Source organism: Achromobacter piechaudii NBRC 102461, assembly GCF_001571245.1.
Taxonomy (GTDB): Bacteria; Pseudomonadota; Gammaproteobacteria; order Burkholderiales; family Burkholderiaceae_B; genus Achromobacter; species Achromobacter piechaudii.
Genome location: NZ_BCTK01000013.1, coordinates 64031 through 85114, shown reverse-complemented (window position 1 = coordinate 85114; position 21084 = coordinate 64031). Strand labels below are relative to the sequence as shown.

The following is a 21084-nucleotide window of genomic DNA, read 5'->3' as shown; positions in this document are numbered from 1 at the left end:
GTTTCATCAAATGCGATTGACAGGATCGATCGCCGCTTTCACAACGGCACGGCGCATCCCTCAGCTCTGAGGAATGGGTTCCAGGTAAGCGTGCCGCCATCCGTGCATGTGCGGGCCTGCCCGCGACATGCCGTCTTGCTCGATTTATGTGCTTCGTCGCGTTGACCGGCCAAAGACCGCGCCACCTCGCCGCCCTCTACATTGTTGAAAAGCGAAAATGCCTTCCTACGAACTCAAGAAACAGCTGCCTTTATTCACATTGCGCGCTATTGGCCTGAGCAGCGCCTATGTACTGAGCCTGCTGGCCGCAATGCCGGCCGCTGCCGCGCCGGGCTTTATCTGGAATGGCTCGCAAAGCAGCGACTGGCAAGACACGCTGAACTGGTCGCCGAATGTGCTGCCGACCTTGGGCAACTACACCTTCATCACCACCGCGACGCCCAACTCGCCCATCATCGACAACAGCGTCGCGCAGACCGGCATCCTGTTCATCGGCGCCACCTCCGGCGCAACGCTCAAGCTGCAAAACGCCGGCCAACTGACCAGCGACGCCGTGTTCGTGAGCAACTCGAGCAACGGCCTGACGCCCGGCGTCTCTGAACTGGAGTCGGGCACGGCGTCGATCCTGGGCGCGAATTCGCAATGGACGGCCGCCTCGTTCAGCATCGGCTTCATCGGCACCGGCACGATGACGGTGGCGGGGGGCGGCCAGGCGCTGTCGACCGGCACCACGACGCTGGGCGGGATCGCGGGCGCGCGAGGCACACTGGATGTTTCGGGGCTGAACAGCCGCTGGCAGACCGGACAACTGACCGTGGGCAGCGCCGGCACGGGCACCGTCACGGTTTCCGATCGCGCCAGCGTGCAGACCACCGGCTTGCTGGTCGCGGCCAACACGGGCTCGGTGGGCACGGTGCAACTGGTCGGCACGGGCACTTCGCTACAGTCCACCGGCGGCCTGACGATCGGCTCGAACGGCAACGGCACCCTGGACATCAGCGGCGGCGCAACGGCCAGCTCGGGCGGACGCACCTACGTGGGCTTGATGGACGGCAGCACGGGCACCCTGAACCTGTCGGGCGCGGGCAGCCGGCTGACCTCATTGGTCGACTATGTTTCCGTGGGCACGTCCGATGGGTCCCAGGGCACGATGACGGTCAGCGATGGCGCGGTGGTCGAAGCGTTCCAGATCATCAGCGGCCTGGAACCGGGCAGCCAGGGCGTCATCACCGCCACCGGCGACCAGACGCGCCTGAAACCGTCCGGCGCTTTCCTCGTGGGTTATATGGGCGACGGCGTCACGACGCTGTCCGACGGCGCCGGCATCCAGACCGTCAACCGCGTGCGGATCGCGGACGTGGCCGGTTCAACGGGCACGCTGAACATCGGCGCGCAAGCGGGCGCTGCGCCCGCCGCGCCCGGCTCGATTGATGCAGCGATGGGCCTGCGTTTTGGTAATGGCGCGGGCACGCTCGTCTTCAATCACACCAGCACCAACTACGTCTTTGCGCCGGCGATGAGTTCGCTCTCGCCCGGCCAGGGCACGATCAATATGCTGGCCGGCAACACCACCCTGACCGGGGACTCCAGCGGCTTCAGCGGTCAGACCAACGTGCTTGGCGGCGCGCTGGCTGTCAATGGCTCGCTGGGCGGATCGCTGACCATCGCCAGCGGCGCCACCCTGCAAGGCACCGGCCAGGTCGGCAACACCGTCCTGCAAAGCGGCGCTACGCTGGCTCCAGGCCAGACGGGCGGCGCGTTGCGCGTGACGGGCGACCTGACGTTTTCGCCAGGCTCGATCTATCACGTGATGGCCGATTCGCAGTCATCCGCCAGCTCGCGCGTGGACGTTACCGGCACGGCGAACCTGGCCGGGTCCGTCGTTCACATCGGTCCGGACAACGGCTTTCAAACCCAGCGCACCTACACCGTCCTGACGGCCGGCGCGATCAACGGGCGCTTCGACAGCGTGACATCCAACTATGCCTTCCTGGACCCCGCCCTGAGCTACGACGCGCAGAACGTCACGCTGCAACTGGGGCGCAAGCAGGTGCCAGTGGACCCTGTCACTCCCGGCAATCCCGGTAATCCCGAGACGCCTACGCGTCCCATCGCCTTCGCGGACGCGGCGCAGACCGGCAACCAACGCGCGGTGGCCAATGCGCTGGACAGCCTGCCCCAGGGCAACGCCTTGCACGACTACATCCTGACCTTGCCCGAAGGCGCGGCGACGGCGGCCTTCAACAGCCTGTCCGGCGAAGCGCACGCCAGCGTCACGTCCAGCCTGACGGGCCTGAACAACACGGTGCGCACCGTGCCGCTGGCCTACCTGCGCGCCAATCTGGGCGCGGGCATGCGGCCCGGCGCGCCCACCGCGCAGGCAGGCGGTTCGCCCTCCGCGCTGGCGCTGCCGTCGTCGAACGCGCAGCCTGCCTGGGCCGAAGTGATCGGCAACTGGCAGACCATGAAGGGCAATGGCGATTCTGCGAAAGTGCGCCAGGAAACTGGCGGCGTCTTCGCGGGCGTCGATCATGCGCTGGGCGGCGGTTGGCGCCTGGGCGGCGCGCTGGGCATCACCGACGGCAAGACGCAAGTGGACGACCGTTCATCGAAAGCCGACGTGGCCGGCTACAGCGCTGCGCTGTTCGGCGGCAAGATCTTCGATGTGGGCTCGGGCAAGCTGAACCTGATGGTCGGTACGTCCTATACGTGGCACGACATCTCGACCGAGCGCTACGCCAATGTGGCGGGCGCGTCGCAGAAGCTGAAGGCCGATTACGGCGCCAGCACCACGCAGCTGTTCGGCGAGGCGGGCTACACCTTGCCGGTCGCGGCCGGGTTCAGCGTCGAGCCCTATGTCGGCCTGGCCTGGAGCGATACGCGCACGCGCGGCTTCTCCGAATCGGGCGGCTCGGCGGCCCTGCGCGGACATAGCGACAGCAACACCCAAACCAGCAGCACGCTCGGTCTGCGCACGCTGACCGACTTCACTCTGGGACGCGCCGAAGGCCGCTTGCAGGCAAGCCTGGGCTGGCGCCACGCGTTTGGCGACGTGTTGCCGCAGACGACCATGTCGTTCGATGGCGGCCAGGCCTTCACCGTGGCCGGCGCGCCCATCGCGCGCAACGCGGCGCTGGCTGAACTGGGCGTGCAAACGGCGATCACGCGCAACGCCACCATCGGCCTTACCTACAGTGGCCAATTCGGTGGCGGCAACCGTGAAAACGCGGGCGCGCTGCACATGACCTGGAAGTATTGACGCGCCCGCCACGCGGTTCACTCAGCGCTATCGGCTTGCGGTGAGCCGCGGGGGGCGAGCCAATCTGCTCCCCCCGTCTGGTACTGCCACACTATTGCAAATCGCCTCTGAACGGCACGATACTGGCCTCCCATCATCCTACTTTTGGAGGGTTCAGCAATGCGTTGCGATGACATCCAGAAGCTCGGCGCGAAGGCGGCCCGTGAAGGCTTGACCTTGTGGGATTGCCCCTACTATCGCGCCGTCGAAATGCCCGGTCACACCGGCGAGTCCATCGCCCTGTGGAGCGAAAAGGTGCGGGCCTGGGAGGCCGGTTGGCGCATGCAGATGCGCAGCCGTCCGTCGCCAGCCCGCGTGCGCGCGCATCAGCTAGTCGCCATGCACCGAACTGCGCCGGTAGTCCTCCGCACGAGCTAGGGTGCGGTAGAACGACGCGCCGACATTGAGCAACCTCTCGCATTCGGCCCGGGTAAGACGCGGGCTGATTTGCGAGAGGCAGTCGGCAAACTCGGCCAACACTTCCGCCCAGTCCTCGAAACGACTGCTGGGCGCGGTCTGCATGATCATTTTTACAAGCAAGTCATCCTGTAGCATGGGTTTCGCCTTTCTATCCCCGATACCCATGGACGGCAGCAATTGTCATACCCGGCATCCGGGTGTACCCGGGGTGATCCAAGCCTAAGCCGGGTGCGCGGCACTGCAAGCGCGGGCTGATGGCGCTATAAAGCCATAACAGTGGCTTAACAGCGGCTAACCGCGCCTGGCGGCAAGGGCGCGACGCCGCGCAAATAAAGGGCGGGCATGTTCGATCACATCGGGTTTGGCGTCAGCGACATCAATCAGAGTCGAGCGTTCTTTTTACAAGCGCTGGCCCCTTTAGGCGTCAGCCTTGCCATGCAAGGCCCCGACAGCATCGGTCTGGGGCGCGCGGGCAAGCCGTCGATGTGGCTCTACGCCACCCGCGCGGTGTCGCCCCCGCTGCACATCGCCATCACGGCGGCCACGCGCGCCGACGTCGACGCGTTCTATCAGGCTGCCCTTGCGGCCGGCGCCAAAGACAATGGCCCACCGGGCCCGCGGCCGCACTACCACCCCAATTACTACGCCGCGTTCGTGCTGGCCCCGGACGGCCACAACGTGGAAGCCGTCTGCCACCTGCCGCAGGCGTGATCCGGACCCGCGCCCTGCCGGCACGTGAAACACGGCGGTTCCTTCAGGAATGGGAGTTGCTCAACGCCGGGCGACGCCGCGCATCCCGCAAGGCATTCCAGCAAGGACCGCGATCATGACCGATTCCAAGCCCGCCCCCGCCCCCAACCCGCCGCCCTCTCCGCACGTGGACCGCGCCGAAGCCGGCGCCACCGGCCAACCCGTGGCCGATGGTCCCCCGCAGGGCGAGGTCAATACCGATCCGAATTCCAATTCCGGCTATCCCGCCGGCGGCGCGCAAACGCAGGAAGGCAAGGACGCTTACGGGCGGCCGGTAGAACCCGCCAAGAAACCCAGCTAGACGAGGGATGTGTCCGGACCGCCTTCGTTAGATGCAGGCGCGTCCGGCCGTTCCCTGCCCACGGCGATACGCATCAACAATCCCCTGATTGCACACCCCGGCGCACGCGCTTGCCGTTCACGCGCCTTCTTCGCCGCTGGACAGCCGCCAATAGCGTTCCGGTCCAGCAAGGTCTCCGAGCAGGCCATTGAAACCCTTGATCTGCGTGGGGTAAGCGGCGATGGCCTCGGCCTTGGCGGCGGGATCGCCCAGAAAGTTGGCGGGCGTCAGCACCAGTCCGCGCGCGTGCAGCTGCACCAGACGCTGCTGCACCGCGCCCGGCTGCGCGCGATATGGGGCATCTTCGTAAAGAAACCAGGCCATCTGGGGCCACGTCTCCCAGATCAGCAGGGCCGCGTCGCTGACCCGGATGTGATCGCCGTGGAACAGGCCCAACGGAAGCGCGACCGCATCCGGCGACAGATCCTGCAAGGTGCTCAACAAGGCCTCGGTCAACTGTGGCATGGCGGCGTCTGGACATTCCAGGTACTGGCAGTCGAGCAGGCCCAGCGCGCGGTCTTCGGCGCGCAGAGCCGCCAACGCGCGCCGGTTTTCCTCCATGCGTTCCTGCATTGCCTGCCCGGCGCTGGTAAAGCCGCAATCCCGGTCCCATTGGGTCAGCACGCTCGCGTCTTCGGGCACGCCAGTAAATACGGTGACGACGGTGCTGCCGGGCCGCCGCGCTAGCAGGCTGCCGCAACTGAACACCGCATCGTCCAGGTGGGGGGAAATCACCACCAGGGATCCACCGGCGTTCAGGCGGTCGCGGGGGGCGCGGGCGAAAGCAAAAGCGTCTGGCATGGGAAGCGTCTGACAAGATGAAGGACAGCAGGCCAAGCAGCAAGTGACGTACCCGAAACCGCCTGCTCCGGACCCCGTTGTACGGCTGTATCATCGTGGGCAACGCAGCCTGTCGCCGAGCCTCTTTCTTCCATGTCCAACGCCCCCTCCGTGCCCAACAACAAACCGGGTATTGCCATCAGCGATTTACACTTTCCAGTCGTCGGCCTTGGTGCTTCGGCGGGCGGCATCGACGCGCTCCAGGATTTTTTCTCCCATATGCCCGACACGCCGAACATGGCGTTCGTGGTGATCGTGCACCTGTCGCCCAATCACGAAAGCGTGCTGCACAAGATCCTGCAAGGCGCGACCACGATGCCGGTCGTTCAAGTCACCCATGCGCAACGCGTCCAGTGCAACCACGTCTACGTCATTCCGCCAGCGTCGATACTGTCCATGAATGACGGCTATCTCAGCGTGTCGGCCGCCACCCAGGCGCATGGCAACCGCGTGGCCATCGACGAATTCTTCCGCACGCTGGCCGATGTGCATACCACCCGCGCGGTCGGCATTGTGCTGACGGGCGGCGGGTCGGACGGCTCGGTCGGCCTGGCGCGCATCAAGGAACAAGGCGGCATTACCTTCGCGCAGCAACCCGAGGACGCCGAGCACGACGCCATGCCGCGCAATGCCATCGCCACCGGCATGGTCGACATCATCCTGCCGGTGGCCGCCATGCCCACGCGGCTCAAGCAGATCGCCGACAACATGGCGTCCATGCACCTGCCCAAGCTCGATGCCGACAGCGCGGACGCCGGCGGCTCGGACGCGGACCCCGACAAAGAAGACCGCAACGCCCTGCGCGACATCCTGACGCTGCTGCGCGCCCGCACCGCGCACGACTTTCGCCATTACAAGCCTGCCACGGTGCTGCGCCGCATTGAACGGCGCATGCAGATCACAGGCGTGTCCAGCCTGAAGGCCTACGGCAAGCTGTTGCAGGATCGCGTGGAAGAAACGCCGCTGTTGCTGTCGGACATGCTGATCGGCGTGACGCAGTTTTTCCGTGACAAGGAAGCCTTTACGTCGCTGGACAATTTCGTGTTGGCCAAGCTGTTTGAACGGCATCAGAAGAACCCGGGCAGCCCCATGCGCGCGTGGGTTGCTGGCTGCTCGACGGGCGAGGAAGCCTATACGCTGGCCATCCTGCTCAGTGCCCGTGCCGATACGCTGAAGTACAGCCAGAAGATCCAACTGTTCGCCACCGATATCGACGAAGCGGCGCTGGCGACCGGCCGGGGCGGCGCGTACCCCACGGCCATCGAGGCCGACGTGCCGCCCGCCTTGCTGCAAGGCTATTTCTCGCGGCAGGAAAACGAATACCGCGTCAAGAAAGAGGTCCGCGAACGCGTGCTTTTCGCCGTGCACAACGTGCTGCGCGATCCGCCCTTCTCCAAGCTTGATCTTGTCAGTTGCCGCAACCTGCTGATCTACCTGGACCGCGAGGTGCAGCAGGACGTGCTGCGCATGTTCCATTTCGCGCTCAAGCCGGGTGGCTATCTGTTCCTGGGCAGCTCGGAGTCCGCCGACGCCTGCCCGCGCCTGTTCCAGGTGGTGGACAAGCGCAACCGCATCTATGTGGCCAAGGAAACGCCGGCGCAGTTGCGCAACGTGCCCGCGCTGCCCGCCGCCCACGCGTTCGAGCGCCCCAGCGCCACCCCCACGCCCTTGGTGCGCAACCGCCACAACAAGGTGTCCTACGCCGAAGTCCACCAGCGCGCGCTGGAAATGTACGCGCCGCCCAGCGTCATCGTGGATGCGGAAAGCGATATCGTGCACATGTCCGAACGCGCGGGCCGCTACCTGCGCCATGGCGGCGGCGAGCCGTCGCGCAACCTGCCCTCGCTGGTCTACCCCGAGCTGCGCACCGAACTGCGCACGGCGATGTTCCAGGCGCTGCACACGCGCAAGAGCGTCGAGGCGCGCCGCGTGAAGATGAAGATCGGCGACCGCCAGACCTACGTGAACATGGTCGTTCGGCCGTTCCGCCATGAAGAAACGGCCAACGACTACATGCTGGTGCTGTTCGACGAAGTGGAAGACGTGATGAGCCCCGAGGGCGTCGCGCCGACCGTCGGCGCATCGGCCGTGCTGACGCAGCTGGAGGCCGAACTGCAAGGCACGAAGGAACAGTTGCAGGCGACCATCGAACAATCCGAGACGTCCACCGAAGAACTCAAGGCGTCCAACGAAGAATTGCAGGCCATCAACGAAGAACTGCGCTCGGCCACCGAAGAACTCGAAACGGGCAAGGAAGAATTGCAGTCGGTCAACGAAGAACTCATTACCGTCAACGCCGAACTCAAGTCCAAGGTGGACGAGACGGCCAAGATCAATGACGACTTGCAGAACCTGATCGCGTCCACAGACATCGCCACGGTCTTCGTCGACCGCAAGATGCACATCCAATGGTTCACGCCGCGCGCCACCGACGTCTTCAACGTCATCACGAGCGACGCGGGCCGCTCGCTGCTGGACATCACGCACCGGCTGGATTACCCCGACATGGCGCGCGACGCGGCGGGCGTTTTCGAATCCTTGCGGGCCGTTGAACGCGAAGTGCGCAGCGATGCCGGCCGTTGGTATCTGGCGCGGCTGCTGCCCTACCGCAGCGCCGAGCACCGCATCGAAGGCGCGGTGCTGACCTTCATCGACATCACCGACCGGCGCCAGGCCGAAGACCAGGTGCGCCTGGGCGAAGCGCATCTGAAGCTGATGACGGAAAGCGCGCGCGACTTCGGCATCTTGACGCTGGACAGCGAAGGCATCATCACCAACTGGAACGTGGGCGCCGAAACCATGTTCGGCTACAACCGCACGGAAGCCATCGGCAAATCGTTTGCGATCATCTTCACGGATGCCGACATCGAAGCTGGCCGGCCTGAAAAAGAGCTGGAGCGCGCCCGGCAGATCGGCTACGCGCCCGACGAACGCTGGCATCGGCGCAAGGACGGCGGCCTGATCTTCTGCACGGGCGGCGTCAACCGCATGGACGATCCGGACTATCAGGGTTTCGCCAAGATCGTGCGCGACGTGACCGACCTGAAGCTGCGCGATGCGGAACAGGAGTCACGCCTGGACCGCGCGCGCGCCGACAACGTGCTGAAGGACGAATTCTTCGCCATGGTGTCGCATGAGCTGAAGCATCCGCTGAACCTGATCCAGCTGAATGCGGAACTGCTGGCTCGCACGCCGGCCGTGCGCAATTCGCCGGGCGCCGCGCGCTCTGCCGACCTGATCCAGCGCTCGGTCAAGGGGCAGGCGCGCATCATCGACGACCTGCTGGATCTGTCACGCGTACGCACGGGCAAGCTGGCGCTGAATCAATCCATATTCGACATCACCGCCATCGCCACGAACATCCTCGAAGTGCTTGATCCGGTGGCCCGCGCGGCCGGCCTGACGCTGCGCAGCGAGTTCGATGCGGGCCGCGCCATCCACCTGAATGCCGACCCGCTGCGGGTCGAGCAGATCATCTGGAACCTGCTGAACAACGGCATCAAGTTCACGCCGCCAGGCGGCATCGTGACGCTGCGCCTGGAGGTGGAAGATGCGCGGCTGCGCCTTGACGTCGTGGACACGGGCCAAGGCATCGACGCGCAATTTCTGGGCAAGGTATTCGACATGTTCAGCCAGGCCGACCTGCGCCAACGCAATCTTGCCAGCCCGGGGCTGGGTATCGGCCTGGCCGTGGCCAGCGAGCTGGTCAAGGCGCATGGCGGCACCATCCAGGCGCATTCGGACGGCCACGGCCGGGGCGCGCGCTTTACGGTGCGCATGCCGCTGGCCAGCGCGCATCAAGAAGAAAGCAGCTTGCCCCTGCCCGGCGAAAGTCCGCTCAAGGGTCTCAAGGTGCTGATCGTGGACGACTCCGAAGACATCCTGCACATCATGCGCGAGTTGCTGGAAATGGAAGAGGCATCCGTCACGGCGGTGGGCAGCGGACAAGACGCGCTGCAAGCGTTCGAGACGGCAAGCTTCGACCTGCTGCTGTCCGATATCGGCATGGCCGACATGGACGGCTATGAGCTGATCCGAGCCATACGGGAAAAATATCCGGACAGCGCCATGCCGGCGATCGCGCTGACGGGCTTCGGGTCGAAGGAAGACATGAACGAGGCCCTGCAAGCCGGCTATTCGGCGCACATCAGCAAGCCGGTATCGCTGGACAATCTGCTGGACGTCGTGCGCCGGCTGCGCACCACTGCGTGACGGCGAGCGAACGGCCGCGCGACCGGCCGTTCGCTCATTCCTCCTGCCGGTGACCCGCCAGCACCTGGAATGCGCGAGCCACATCGTCTGGAATTTCCTTGGACAATACCTCGCGCTTCCAGCCGCACTTGGGCGGCCAGGGCACGCCCAGCAGCGCCAGCTGTTTCTGGTTATAGCCGCCGCCCGCGGTCTGCCATCGCAGCAACCACTCGTCGGTCACTTCCATACGTCCACCTCACGTAAGAGTCGGCCGCTACCGCAGCCAGATAGCTACTGCCCACACCACTAGCAAAATCGCCACGAGTGCTCCGATGAAGCTTGCGAACTGCCGCCACGGGCCACGGCCGGTAGTGGACAGGCGCGCAGCGTTGGCCCGGGCTTCGTCCGAAGACGGTTGGGATGGATCAGGGGTGTTCATTTCAGCTCCGATCCGCCGACGGGGCGGGGATGCCTGACGCCCTCTTACAGCACGTAGCGTGCCCAAGCCAACCGGCCGAAGGTCTCGCCACGCTATGCCGTCTAGTGCTGGCACACTATTGCAGGCTTACGGGTCTGCGCCCATACTCGGCGCTCATACAGATCAGGGGTTCGAAATGGATAAAGACATCCATGACCAGGGCGCACAGGCCGCCCGGAACGGATGGAGCCTGTTCGATTGCCCTTACCTTAGGGCGCAACAGATGCCGGGCCACACCGGCGAGCCCATCGGCCTATGGCGTGCCAAAGTCGCCGCCTGGGAAGCCGGCTGGAAGACTGAAGTCGAGAGTTGGCTGGGTCGGTGCCATCCGCCCGCCAGCGACCAGGACGTACACGTTTTGCATTGACCCGCGTGGGCTTCCACGCTGCTTCACCGACAGACTCCCTGCAAGCCAGGTCCGGAAATTGCTACGCACTACCCAAAGTGCAGGGCGAACACCCGTTCGCCGCAGCCGCGAACCGTAGAGGGAGATCTGATTATGGCTTTACACATCACCGCCCCTGACACGCAAGATCGGCAAACCTCAATTGCAAAAGAACTTGGTGTAGCAGAAGGCTTTGACGCCGCGCTCGAAGTCGAAAGCCGGGTAACGTTCCTGGCGGATTATCTGGTTGCATCCGGCAAGGCCGGCTACGTGCTGGGCATCAGCGGCGGCGTTGATTCGACGGTGGCGGCGCGCATGGCGCAACTGGCCGCCGAGCGCTTGCGCCTGGCCGGCAAGCGCGCATTTTTCGTCGCCGTGCGGCTGCCTTATGGCCAGCAGCATGACGAGGCCGATGCCGCCCGAGCGCTGGATTTCATTCAGGCCGACCACGTCATGCAGGTCGATATCCAACCCGCCGTGGACGCGCAGCGCGACGCGCTGGAAGCTGCCGGACTGCTGTTTTCCGATAAGTCCGCCGAGGACTTCGTGGTGGGCAACATCAAGGCGCGCCAACGCATGGTGGCTCAGTACGCGATTGCCGGCGCGATGGATTGCCTGGTGATCGGCACCGATCAGGCGGCCGAGGCATTGATGGGATTTTTCACCAAACACGGCGACGGCGCGGCCGACCTGCTGCCGCTGCGCGGTCTGACCAAGCGCCGCGTGCGCGCGCTGGGCGTGGTCCTGGGCGCTCCCGCGCGCCTGATCACCAAGTTGCCTACCGCGGATCTGGAATCGCTGCGGCCCGGCTTGCCCGACGAGCAGGCGCTGGGCGTCTCCTACGACGAGATCGACGATTTTCTGGAAGGGCGCTCCGTGCCCGATGGCGCGCGGCAGACGGTGCTCAAGCAATATGACGCCACGGCGCACAAGCGCCAGCCGCCCGCCACGCCGCCCGAGGCCAGCGCCAACGACGCTGACGCCTACAGCGGCCCGGGCGGGCAGTTCGAATAGATGGCGGCATCCAGCCCGGCGCTGTCCGGGCTGCGTTGCACCCGCTGCACCCGATTTATTCCATGCCGTGGTACTTGCGGCCGATCTCCATCGTCGCGCGGTAGAAGCCTTCCTTGCTGCCGCAGTCATAGCGCACGCCGTCGTACTCGTAGCCGAACACCTTGCGTTGCTTCAACAGCGAGGCGATGGCGTCGGTCAGCTGGATTTCGCCACCCACGCCGGGCTGCGTCGCCCGAAGCGCATCGAAAATCCCGGGTTCAAGAATGTAGCGTCCCACCACGGCCAGGTCGCTGGGCGCGACGTCGGGATGCGGCTTTTCCACCATCCCCGACACCTGCACGACCCCTTGCGACACGGACTCGCCGGACACGATGCCGTACTGGTTGGTCTGGTTGCGCGGCACATGTTGCACGGCCAGCACGCTGCCTTCGAATTCGCGGGCCACTTTGGTCATCTCGCCGATGACCGGCGCATCGGCGTCGATCAGATCGTCGGCCAGCAGCACGGCGAAGGGCTCATCGCCCACCAGGGCCGAGGCGCACAACACGGCATGGCCCAACCCCAATGCGGCCGGCTGCCGGGTGTACACGCACTTGACCGAGTCCGGGATCACGTTGCGCACGCTGTCCAGCAACGCCACCTTGTTCTTCAATTCCAGGTCGCGTTCCAATTCCGGCATGCGGTCGAAGTGGTCTTCGATAGCCCGCTTGTTCCGCCCGGTGATGAAGATAAGCTCCGTGATGCCCGCCGCAACGGCTTCTTCGACGGCGTATTGGATCAAGGGTCGATCAACGATAGGTAGCATTTCCTTGGGCATGGCCTTGGTGGCCGGCAGAAAACGCGTGCCCAGACCGGCAACGGGGAATACCGCTTTGCGAATGGGAAGCATGGTTTGGCTCTCAATGGTGTAGACAACCCGGGACGGGATATGGGCGTAGAGCAAAAATCGTGCCCACCGCCCGGGTCGTCTGGCGACCTCATCCATTTTGGCCATTACGCCAACTCGTCCCCCATCGCGCGCCCTTCGCCCAGCTCCGCGCCGGTGGCGGGGTCAGCCGAAGGGTCGGATGCCGTGCGCGAGACCATGGCTTGCAGCGCAAGCGTCTCGTCTTCGGTGAGCCCCACGCTGGCCCTGCCGTCGCCGTCGATGGCGCGCTGCTCTTGTCCAGCCGTGACGTAGGTGAAGTTCTCGTCGCTGTTCCACGAGCCGCGCATATCGCCATCGCCTTGCGACATGTTGAAGTACACGTTGGCAAAGCGCGGATCGCCGGGCAGCTTTCCGGGCGGGAAGTTGGGCTCCATGGAATACAGCGCCTTTTCAAAGGACCGCTGATGCGAAACCTCGCGCGTCATCAGGAACCCCAAGGCTTCCTGCACGCCGGGGTCATCGGTGGCGTTGATCAGCCGTTCGTAGATGATCTTGGCGCGGGCCTCGGCGGCGATGTTCGAGCGCAGGTCCGCCGACGGATCGCCGATGGTGTCGATATAGCCCGCGTTCCACAGCTGTCCACCCGAATTGATCAGTGCCGGCCCGCCGCCATAAAGCACTTGGGTCACGTGCGAATCATTGCCCGGCCCGTTCAGCCGGCGGTAGATTTCGGCTTCGGATTCGGTGGCTTCGGCCAGCGCGCCCTTGGCGCCCTTGTTCAACATGGCCACCAGCGTGCCGATCACTTCCAGATGGCTTAGTTCTTCCGTAGCAATGTCCAGCAGCATGTCCTTGCGGCCCGGATCATCTTCGGCCAGGGCCTGAGTGAAATATCTACACGCCGCCGCCAATTCTCCTTGTGGTCCGCCGAACTGCTCCAGCAGCAGGTTGGCCAGGCCCGGATTGGTCTGCGCGACTCGCACGGTGTATTGCAGGCGTTTGTTGTGAGCAAACATGGTGATCTCCGATTGCGCCGTTCCCCTATTGGCCCGGCTGGCTTGACCGCCGCAACCGCCATGCCGAAAACGTTTAAGCCTGCTTGAGTTCGCGGTCGTGCGCAGCGCGCGGGCCGTCCCGCGCGGGCGCTTGCGCGTTCTCGTCCGGCATCGCTCCCTTGCCGCCTGCCTGCAAGTCCCACAGCGCGCGAAATGGTCCCCGCGCCTGCAACAGTTCTTCCAGCGTGCCGTCTTCCACGACCGCGCCGTTTTCCAGCACCACGATGCGGTCGTAACGCGCCAACGAAGACAGGCGATGCGCGGCGGCCACCACCGTGCGGCTCTGCATCAGGTCGGCCAGCGCGCGCTGAATGAGCATTTCGGAATGGCTGTCCAACGCGGACGTGGCCTCGTCCAGCAGCAGCACGGGCGCGTCTTTCAGGAACGCGCGCGCGATCCCGATGCGCTGGCGCTCGCCGCCCGACAGCATCGCGCCGCGCTCGCCCACCACGGTGTCGTAGCCCTGCGGCATCTTGGCGATAAACTCCGCGCAATGCGCCTGGGCGGCGGCTTGCAACACCTCTTGTTCCGTCGCTTCCGGGCGGCCATAGCGGATGTTCTCCATGACGCTGCGGCGAAACAGGCTGATGTCTTGCGGCACCACGGATATGGCGGCTCTCAGGCTTTGCAGCGTGGCGTGCCGGATGGGCTGGCCGCCGATCAGGATGCGGCCGCTATCCGGTTCGTCGGCGTGTTGCAGCAGCGACAGCAGCGTGGATTTTCCGGCGCCCGACGCGCCGACCAGACCGACCTTCTGCCCGGCCGGTATCGACAGCGTCACGCCGCGCAGCGCGCGATTGCCGCCGGGATAGCAGTAGTGCACGTTGTCGAATTCGAGGGATGCGGATACGCGCCGCAGCGGCCTCGCGGCCGGCAGGTCCGGCACCGCGGCCGGGCGCGCCATCACGCGCAGCATTTCGCCGATCACACCAAACTGCTGGGCGGTGCCCACCAGCGCCAGGGCCAGGTCGCGCGAGCCGTGCAGGATGCGAAAGGTCAACGCGCTGACCACCACCACATCGCCGGGGGTGGCCTGCCCCTGTTGCCAGGAATGCAGCACCCACAGCAGCATTGCGCTGGCCGCCAGCCACAGGCAGGCGTCGTGGATCACGCGCGCTTTTTCCACGTACATCCAGCTGCGGCGCTGCGCGCGCGCTTCCTCGCCCAGCGCGCGTTCCAGCCGCGCACGTTCCCGCGCCTGCGCCGCGAACGCCTGCACGGCCCAGATGTTCGAGATGGCGTCGACGATTTCTCCGCCCACGTGGGCGGCCTGCTCGCCGTACTGCTGGTGCAGGCCGCGCCCGCGCGCGCCGAACGCAATGATGACCGCCCCCAGCACGATCACGAAGCACAGCAGGCCGGACGCCATGCGCCAGTCCACCGTGGACAGCACCACGATGGCGCCGATGAAGTCCACGCAAGGCGGAATGATGCTCCATACCGCCGCGCCATAGATCGCGCCGGCGGCCGTGGCGGTGGCCGTGATGCGATTGGCCAGCGCGCCCGAATGATGCTGGCGGAAGTAACGGGTGGAGTGATGGCTCAGGTACTCGAACAATTCCACCCGCAACGCCGCGCAGGCCGCGACGATGTTGCGGCATCCCAGCCAGCCGCCTGCTCGCCACAGCGCCGCTTCTATCGCGATCAACGCCAGGAACACGCCCAGCGGCCACCACACCTTGTCCGTCTCGACCTGCCCCGCCGCCATCGCGTCGACGATCAGCTTCATCGCGTATTGCACCGCGACGGAACAGGCGCCGGCCAGCACCACCACAGTAGCCAGCAGGCCGAACGCCAGCCGCCGCTGCGCGACGTAACGCCAGACGAACGCGAGCGGCCGGGCAGGCAAGCCTTGTGGGTCGGATGACATGGTTCAGCCCTCTATCGCCAGCACGGACGGCGCGTTCAGCAGGCCGGCCGGACCATCGCCAAACCGCGACGCCTGATGCCGCAGCTCAACCGCCAGGGGCGCGTAGAGCGCGCGTTGGCCCGTGTCCGAGGGCGCGCTGAACAGGCCGGTCGAACAGTAGCGGCCATCTTCCCAACCGGGGTAATCGGTGACCGGATACAGGCAGATGCCGGCCATGTTCACGCCGGCCGTCCGCGCCCGCATTGCCTGGTCCGCCACGTAGCGCAGCCAGGGCGCGCGCGCCGCGCCTTCCGCGCCGGTCTCCGCGATCAGTATCGGGCGACCATAGCGCTGACCCTGCGCTTGCAGAAGATCGCTCAGTGGCGCGTAGCGTGCGTCGTCGTGCCGCAGTTGCGGGCCGCAATGCAGCCACTGGTTATGCGGGTAGTAATTGACACCCACGATATCCAGATAGCGCTCGGCGCCCCCCAGCTCCGGCTGAACGCGGCCGGTGATCATGTCCACGGCTTCGAACTGCGAGGCGTTGGCCTCGGCCGACGGCCCCTCGTCATCCAATAGCCATGGATGCACCGCGATCATCGGTTCGGCGGACAGGAAGCGCGCGCCGGGATCGACTTCAAGGATCGCGTCCGCGGCATGCACGAAGGCCCGCACCAGTTGCCGTTTCAGTTCCCCTCCCCGCCCGGTGGCGTTCGGACTGAAATGCGCCATGTCGCCCCCTGCCCAGCTCCAGTACGAGATCTCGTTGATGGGGCAATACATCGCCGGCAATTCCGATTCCGCCGCCACCAATCGAGCCACGGCAGCGGCATGGCGCGCAAACGCCTCGGGAAAACGGCTGGACCAGATGTCGATCCAGGGCGGCCAGCCAAAGTGGCATAGATCCCAGATGACCTGCATGCCGGTCTCGCGGGCGGCCCGCAACATGGGCAGCACACTGGACCAGTCGTAGGCGTACGGCGCGGGGTGGGTCAGGTGCCAGCGCACGCCATCGCGCGCAGTGCGCAGGCCCAGCGCCATCGCGGCCGCGTAGTCCGACCGGGTCCACTCGGCATGACCGGTGGACGCCAGCAGATCCAGCTGGCGTCCGTCGGGAAAGCGGTGGCATGAACATTCGAAACCCGCCAGGAAGAAACTTTGAAAATGCATCGGTCGCCCCCAGGCTCAGGCGACAAGCGCGGTGTGCACCTCGGCATTCTTCGCGGCGATGGACTCGTAGGTCGCCAGCGCCTGCGCCACCACCTGGTCCATGTTGTAGTAGCGATAGGTCGCCAGCCGGCCCACGAAATGCACGCCGGGCGTCGCGTCCGCGAGCGCCTGGTACTGCTGGAACAACGCGGCGTTCTCGGGTCGCGGTATCGGGTAGTACGGGTCGCCCTGGGCCGATGGATATTCATAGCTGATCGCCGTGCGCGCGTGCCGCTGGCCCGTCAGGTGCTTGTATTCGGTGATGCGCGTATGCGGCACGTCCTGCGACGGATAGTTCACCACGCCCACCGGCTGGTGCCACTCTTCGTCCAGCGTTTCGTGGCGGAACTTCAGCGAACGATAAGGCAAGGCGCCGAAGCGGTAGCCGAAGTATTCGTCGATGGGCCCGGTGTAGATCAGGCCATCGTAGGAGAACGCGTCGCGCGCATCCTGGAAGTCCAGGCCCAGCGCCAGCGAGATATTGGGGTGATCGAGCATGCGTTGGAACATGCGCGTGTAGCCATGCAACGGCATGCATTGATGGCGGTCGGTGAAATAGCGATCGTCGGTGGACAGGCGCGTGGGCACGCGCGCGGCGACCGAGCGGTCCAGCTGCGACGGATCCAGGCCCCACTGCTTGCGCGTGTAGCCGCGAAAGAAGGTCTCGTACAGCTCGCGGCCCACCTGCGACAGCACGAAGTCTTCCGACGTCTCCACGTGGACTAGCGGCTCGGCGACGGACTTCAAATACCGCTCGGCCTCTTCGGCCGAAAAAGGCCGGCCGTACAGCCGTTCAAGCGTGGTCAGGTTGATCGGCATCGGCACCCGGCCGCGCGGGGTTTCCGCCAGCACCCGGTGTTCATAGTTGCGCCAGGCGGTGAAGCGCGACAGGTATTGCAGCACCTTGGCCGAATTGGTGTGAAAGATGTGCGGACCATAGCGATGCAGCAGCAGGCCCGCGTCGTTGAAATAGTCGTAGGCATTGCCGCCTACGTGCGGGCGTTTGTCGATCACCATGACGCGCTTGCCGCTGCCGCGCGCCAGGCGCTCCGCCAGCACGCTGCCCGCGAAGCCGGCGCCTACGATCAGGTAGTCGTAATGCCGCACGGAAACCGCCGGGCGGGCGGTGCGCGGCGGTTCCGGCGTGGCCGCACGGCGCGCCGCGCTGCTTGCATAGGCACGATTCATCACGCGGCACATGCCGTCCCAACTGGTGTCCCACGACATCCCCCGCAGCGCGAGGTCGGCCTTGGCCAACAGGCTGTCCGGCGACTGCGCGGCCTGCAAGGCGGCGGCGATGGCGTCGACGAATGCGGGCGCGTCCTGCGCGATGAACACCGCGTCGGACCCGCCATACGCGCGCACCACGTCGGCAATAGGCGTGGACACCACCGGCCGCCCCGCCGCCAGGTACTCCGGCGTCTTCGTCGGGCTGATGTAGCGTGTGGACTCGTTCAACGCGAAGGGCATCAAGGCGACGTCCCAGCCTGCCAGATAAGCGGGCAGCCGGTCGTAAGCGCGAGGCCCCAGATAGTGGATGTTGGGGGCTTGCGGCAGTTCGGACGGGTCGATCTTGACGACGGGGCCGATGAATACGAAATGCCAGTCCGGCGCCAACGCCGCGGCCTCGGCCACCAGGCGCGTGTCGAAGCGTTCGTCCAGCACGCCGTGAAAGCCCAGGCGGGGACGCGGGATCTCCTGCTGGTCTTGCGGCGTGTCCTGGAGAAAGCGCGCCTGCCCGAAATGGGCGCAGTCGACGCTGCTGGGAAAGGCATGCACGTTCGGGTGCAACCTCCGCTTGGATTCATACAGACTGTGCCCGCCGCAGAACACCACATCGGCACGCGCCAGCAGGCGTCTTTCCAGATGCACCAATTCAGCCGGCGCGCCACGAAACGCCGACAGCTCATCCATGCAGTCGTAGACCACCAGGCTGGCCTCGATCTGTTCCGACCAGGGCAGGCTCATAGGGGTGTAGTACCAAAGCACGGGACGCGTCACGCCATCGGCCCGCAGCTTTTCCTGCAACAGCCGGCGATGGCTTTCCATCCAGTTCTCGCGCGCAAGATGCGGCGTCAGCACCGTGACGCCGTCGCAGCGGTTTTCATCCAGCCAGCCATGTCGCGCGCCGTCCACCCAGACGGGCTCTTCGACGTAGTACACCGCCTGCGAGCGCGCGAAGCGCGTCATCAGATGTTGCGGGCGCTGAAACACGAAGTTCCAGCGCAGATGGGAAAAGCAAAGGATCGCGGGGGTGTCGCGCGCCAACCAGCAGTTGCCCGGCAGGGCATCGTCAGGGTAGGCGCGTGCGCCCGCCGGCTCGTCGCCGGCACGAAAGTCGACAGTGCTGCTCATGGGGAAACTCCAAGGAAGGAATAAGGCTTTGAATAAGCGGTTGGAGTGCCGCAATTGGCGTGCCGAAAAGGCAGGCAGCCGGAGCCCGCGCGCGGGCGGCGTGGGCACGCCAATTGCTTGGTCGCAGGACCATCGAACCCCAGCTCAGGAGCATCGCCATGCGGCAGCCCTCCCGAGGAGTCTGAAGAATGATCGTCGAAGCCTTTCAACGGCCGGATGGCATGTGGAGCTTTCGCGGCATCGCCCTGTTGGGCGTGCAGCAGGACCCGCGCGCCTACCCCACCTGCGAGGCCGCCGTGGACGCGGCCCGCAACGCTTACCCGGACGACGCGGTATCCATCGTTGAATCCGAAACCCAGGAGCCACCCATGACACCCTCCCCCATCGACAAGGTCAGCAAGCCGCCCACCGCCGACAGCGGCGCGGTGGAACCCTCCACGGAAGATCAGGTGGACATTGCCAACCGCGTGCAGGAAGGCATTCAGAAGGCCAACGCCAAAAGCAAGGCAGACGCCCCCTCGCGCGCGACGGGCGGCCAGCCCCTGGATGGCAACCCGACGCCCGAACCCGACACCGAAGGCGGCGTCTTCAAGCCAGCGGACGACACGCCGTCGGTCCTGCCCAAGCGCTCGGGGCCCGACTCACGATGATCACCGCCCTGCCGCGCCGCCGTCCCTGGGCAGGTTTTCTGCTTGGGCTCGGCATGGGCGGCTTTTTCGACGGCATCCTGCTGCATCAGATTTTGCAATGGCATCACCTTCTTTCCGGTTTGACCGCGCCTGCCCTGGCCGACCTGCGCGTCCAGGTGGTCGCCGACGGTGCCTTTCATGCCCTTATGTATGTCGTGGCCGGGGTGGGCCTCTGGGGTCTTTACCGGTCGCGTGGTTCGGCCGTGCCGCCCCGCAAGCTGCTGCTGGCCGCTTTCCTGCTGGGATTCGGCGCGTGGCATGTGACCGATGCCGTGCTGTCGCACTGGCTGGTTGGCCTGCACCGGCTGCGCATGGACGTGGCGGACCCCCTGCCCTGGGAACTGGCGTGGCTGGGGCTCTTCGGGGTAGTGCCGCTACTGGCGGGATGGCTGTTACGCCGCCCGGGTCCACCCCCGCCCGCTACGGGCGGCGGGGCGCTGACCGCCGTCCTGGCCGTCGTCGTCACCACGGCGGCGGCGCTGAACCTGTACCCCGTATCCCGCCCGGCCCAGGACACCTCCGTCGTGGTGCTGCGCCCCGGCGCTGGCCCGGCCGGGCTGTTGACAGCGCTGGACGGCACGGCCGCGCGCGTCGTGTGGTCCGATGCTTCCGGCGCGGTGTGAGTATTGGCGGATGCGCCGCCGACTACCTTATTGGCGCTGTTCGGCTCGGGCGCGATGTATGTCAGCGGCGCCAGCGCGCCAGGGGGCTGTTCGGCATGGATCGCCCCCGCCCCGGGCGGCGCCGTGTAGACGGGACGCTGGCGCACCTTTCGGGCGTATCCGTGCAGGGCCGGGGCAAGTCGCGGAAGGCTGCCGCCGATCGCAAAGGCTGGCCTTGGCATGGGCTGGCGGATTTGGGCACGGCACTTGCTGTATGGGTCCGCGGCCTGCGCCGCAGTAGCTATCAGACCCGCACGGCGTGGGCGGGATCTTCAACACACGTCCTTGGATACAGGATCAATCATGGACTCCCCCACCTTGTCGCCGCTCCCGCAAGCCGCCAACCGGCCGCTGCGTGGCGCATCCGTCATGCCTTTGAACGCCACCACGACCGCCATGCCGCTGAACGCCGCCGGCATGGCGATGAGCGGTGCTGCACCCCTGCCGCTTCCCCGCCCGATCTTCGAATTCCGGCTGTCGCTCGGCATTCTGCTGGCCATCGTCTTCTGGGCGGTGGCGGGGTCGCTGCTGCTGACCCTGTGGCTGGCGTCGCAGACGCTGGCGTAGCGAACGGCTGCCGGGCGTGCGGCTCGAAGGGGCCGCACGCGGGCGGCCTTTGGCGCATGGAGCATGACGCCGGTTCGGCGTTCGCCATACGTTCCGGCGTAGCCCGCAGGCCCG

At 65.9% G+C, this 21084-nt stretch carries 18 protein-coding genes; 10 read left to right on the top strand and 8 right to left on the bottom strand.

The annotated features are described in order from the left end of the window. Positions 1-217 precede the first annotated feature (217 nt). Together API01S_RS23430 and API01S_RS29595 are read left to right on the top strand one after the other, a co-directional pair. The gene (locus API01S_RS23430) at positions 218-3259 is read left to right on the top strand and encodes an autotransporter family protein (protein WP_061306253.1); all 3042 of its coding nucleotides are present in this window, start codon (positions 218-220) and stop codon (positions 3257-3259) included. A gap of 159 nt (positions 3260-3418) precedes the next feature. After that, a complete protein-coding gene (locus API01S_RS29595) occupies positions 3419-3676 on the top strand; it encodes a CrpP-related protein (protein ID WP_084802486.1) in 258 nt (85 codons plus the stop codon). Here the strand turns inward: API01S_RS29595 and API01S_RS23425 are convergent. Beyond that, positions 3629-3853 (bottom strand): hypothetical protein, encoded by a 225-nt coding sequence (locus tag API01S_RS23425; RefSeq protein ID WP_061306252.1) that lies wholly within the window; start codon positions 3851-3853, stop codon positions 3629-3631. The genes API01S_RS29595 and API01S_RS23425 overlap by 48 nt on opposite strands. Before the next feature lie 207 nt (positions 3854-4060). Here API01S_RS23425 and API01S_RS23420 point away from each other — a divergent pair, with 207 nt between their 5' ends. Both API01S_RS23420 and API01S_RS23415 read left to right on the top strand, forming a co-directional pair. Next, entirely contained in the window at positions 4061-4429 is a 369-nt protein-coding gene (locus tag API01S_RS23420; RefSeq protein ID WP_061306251.1) for a VOC family protein, read from the top strand. Positions 4430-4544: 115 nt separating this feature from the next. Further along, on the top strand, positions 4545-4769 hold the full coding sequence (locus API01S_RS23415; RefSeq protein WP_061306250.1) for a hypothetical protein: 225 nt from the start codon (positions 4545-4547) through the stop codon (positions 4767-4769). 117 nt (positions 4770-4886) lie between these two features. On the opposite strand, the gene API01S_RS23410 is transcribed toward API01S_RS23415, so the two are convergent. Beyond that, positions 4887-5609 (bottom strand): PIG-L deacetylase family protein, encoded by a 723-nt coding sequence (locus API01S_RS23410; protein ID WP_061306249.1) that lies wholly within the window; start codon positions 5607-5609, stop codon positions 4887-4889. Between the two features lie 132 nt (positions 5610-5741). Between API01S_RS23410 and API01S_RS23405 the strand changes: the two genes are divergently transcribed. Then, on the top strand, positions 5742-9860 hold the full coding sequence (locus API01S_RS23405; protein ID WP_061306248.1) for a CheR family methyltransferase: 4119 nt from the start codon (positions 5742-5744) through the stop codon (positions 9858-9860). A gap of 34 nt (positions 9861-9894) precedes the next feature. On the opposite strand, the gene API01S_RS23400 is transcribed toward API01S_RS23405, so the two are convergent. Beyond that, positions 9895-10086 carry a hypothetical protein gene (locus API01S_RS23400; protein WP_006220893.1) on the bottom strand — a complete coding sequence of 64 codons (192 nt, stop codon included), beginning with the start codon at positions 10084-10086 and terminating at the stop codon, positions 9895-9897. 367 nt (positions 10087-10453) lie between these two features. On the opposite strand from API01S_RS23400, the gene API01S_RS23395 reads away from it, so the two are divergent. Beyond that, positions 10454-10684, top strand: coding sequence for a CrpP-related protein (locus API01S_RS23395; RefSeq protein WP_061306414.1), 231 nt, complete (start codon positions 10454-10456; stop codon positions 10682-10684). A 144-nt stretch (positions 10685-10828) separates the two neighbouring features. Next, a complete protein-coding gene (nadE, locus tag API01S_RS23390) occupies positions 10829-11716 on the top strand; it encodes an ammonia-dependent NAD(+) synthetase (RefSeq protein WP_061306413.1) in 888 nt (295 codons plus the stop codon). A 55-nt stretch (positions 11717-11771) separates the two neighbouring features. Here the strand turns inward: nadE and galU are convergent, their stop codons facing one another. From galU to glf, 5 genes are all read right to left on the bottom strand, one after another. Then, entirely contained in the window at positions 11772-12605 is an 834-nt protein-coding gene (galU, locus tag API01S_RS23385; protein WP_006220896.1) for a UTP--glucose-1-phosphate uridylyltransferase GalU, read from the bottom strand. A 104-nt stretch (positions 12606-12709) separates the two neighbouring features. Then, on the bottom strand, positions 12710-13600 hold the full coding sequence (locus API01S_RS23380; RefSeq protein WP_006220897.1) for a manganese catalase family protein: 891 nt from the start codon (positions 13598-13600) through the stop codon (positions 12710-12712). Positions 13601-13673: 73 nt separating this feature from the next. Then, complete coding sequence (locus API01S_RS23375; protein WP_061306247.1) at positions 13674-15509, bottom strand: ABC transporter ATP-binding protein; 1836 nt, start codon at positions 15507-15509, stop codon at positions 13674-13676. A gap of 3 nt (positions 15510-15512) precedes the next feature. Then, positions 15513-16658 (bottom strand): hypothetical protein, encoded by a 1146-nt coding sequence (locus tag API01S_RS23370; protein WP_061306246.1) that lies wholly within the window; start codon positions 16656-16658, stop codon positions 15513-15515. Positions 16659-16673: 15 nt separating this feature from the next. After that, complete coding sequence (gene glf / locus API01S_RS29610) at positions 16674-19052, bottom strand: UDP-galactopyranose mutase (protein WP_061306245.1); 2379 nt, start codon at positions 19050-19052, stop codon at positions 16674-16676. Between the two features lie 188 nt (positions 19053-19240). Between glf and API01S_RS29550 the strand changes: the two genes are divergently transcribed. The 3 genes from API01S_RS29550 to API01S_RS23350 all read left to right on the top strand — a co-directional run bounded on the left by API01S_RS29550 (position 19241) and on the right by API01S_RS23350 (position 20970). After that, positions 19241-19702 (top strand): hypothetical protein, encoded by a 462-nt coding sequence (locus API01S_RS29550; protein WP_061306244.1) that lies wholly within the window; start codon positions 19241-19243, stop codon positions 19700-19702. Further along, positions 19699-20364 (top strand): DUF2243 domain-containing protein, encoded by a 666-nt coding sequence (locus tag API01S_RS23355; RefSeq protein ID WP_254598626.1) that lies wholly within the window; start codon positions 19699-19701, stop codon positions 20362-20364. Before API01S_RS29550 ends, API01S_RS23355 begins: the two co-directional genes overlap by 4 nt. Before the next feature lie 342 nt (positions 20365-20706). Continuing rightward, positions 20707-20970, top strand: a complete 264-nt coding sequence (locus API01S_RS23350) for a hypothetical protein (RefSeq protein WP_061306243.1) — start codon at positions 20707-20709, stop codon at positions 20968-20970. Positions 20971-21084: the final 114 nt, after the last annotated feature.

Coding starts and splice junctions, on each gene's coding strand:
- API01S_RS23430 (WP_061306253.1), top strand. CDS start 218: ATGCCTTCCTACGAACTCAAGAAACAGCTGCCTTTATTCACATTGCGC.
- API01S_RS29595 (WP_084802486.1), top strand. CDS start 3,419: ATGCGTTGCGATGACATCCAGAAGCTCGGCGCGAAGGCGGCCCGTGAA.
- API01S_RS23425 (WP_061306252.1), bottom strand. CDS start 3,853: ATGCTACAGGATGACTTGCTTGTAAAAATGATCATGCAGACCGCGCCC.
- API01S_RS23420 (WP_061306251.1), top strand. CDS start 4,061: ATGTTCGATCACATCGGGTTTGGCGTCAGCGACATCAATCAGAGTCGA.
- API01S_RS23415 (WP_061306250.1), top strand. CDS start 4,545: ATGACCGATTCCAAGCCCGCCCCCGCCCCCAACCCGCCGCCCTCTCCG.
- API01S_RS23410 (WP_061306249.1), bottom strand. CDS start 5,609: ATGCCAGACGCTTTTGCTTTCGCCCGCGCCCCCCGCGACCGCCTGAAC.
- API01S_RS23405 (WP_061306248.1), top strand. CDS start 5,742: ATGTCCAACGCCCCCTCCGTGCCCAACAACAAACCGGGTATTGCCATC.
- API01S_RS23400 (WP_006220893.1), bottom strand. CDS start 10,086: ATGGAAGTGACCGACGAGTGGTTGCTGCGATGGCAGACCGCGGGCGGC.
- API01S_RS23395 (WP_061306414.1), top strand. CDS start 10,454: ATGGATAAAGACATCCATGACCAGGGCGCACAGGCCGCCCGGAACGGA.
- galU (WP_006220896.1), bottom strand. CDS start 12,605: ATGCTTCCCATTCGCAAAGCGGTATTCCCCGTTGCCGGTCTGGGCACG.
- API01S_RS23380 (WP_006220897.1), bottom strand. CDS start 13,600: ATGTTTGCTCACAACAAACGCCTGCAATACACCGTGCGAGTCGCGCAG.
- API01S_RS23375 (WP_061306247.1), bottom strand. CDS start 15,509: ATGTCATCCGACCCACAAGGCTTGCCTGCCCGGCCGCTCGCGTTCGTC.
- API01S_RS23370 (WP_061306246.1), bottom strand. CDS start 16,658: ATGCATTTTCAAAGTTTCTTCCTGGCGGGTTTCGAATGTTCATGCCAC.
- glf (WP_061306245.1), bottom strand. CDS start 19,052: ATGAGCAGCACTGTCGACTTTCGTGCCGGCGACGAGCCGGCGGGCGCA.
- API01S_RS29550 (WP_061306244.1), top strand. CDS start 19,241: ATGATCGTCGAAGCCTTTCAACGGCCGGATGGCATGTGGAGCTTTCGC.
- API01S_RS23355 (WP_254598626.1), top strand. CDS start 19,699: ATGATCACCGCCCTGCCGCGCCGCCGTCCCTGGGCAGGTTTTCTGCTT.
- API01S_RS23350 (WP_061306243.1), top strand. CDS start 20,707: ATGGACTCCCCCACCTTGTCGCCGCTCCCGCAAGCCGCCAACCGGCCG.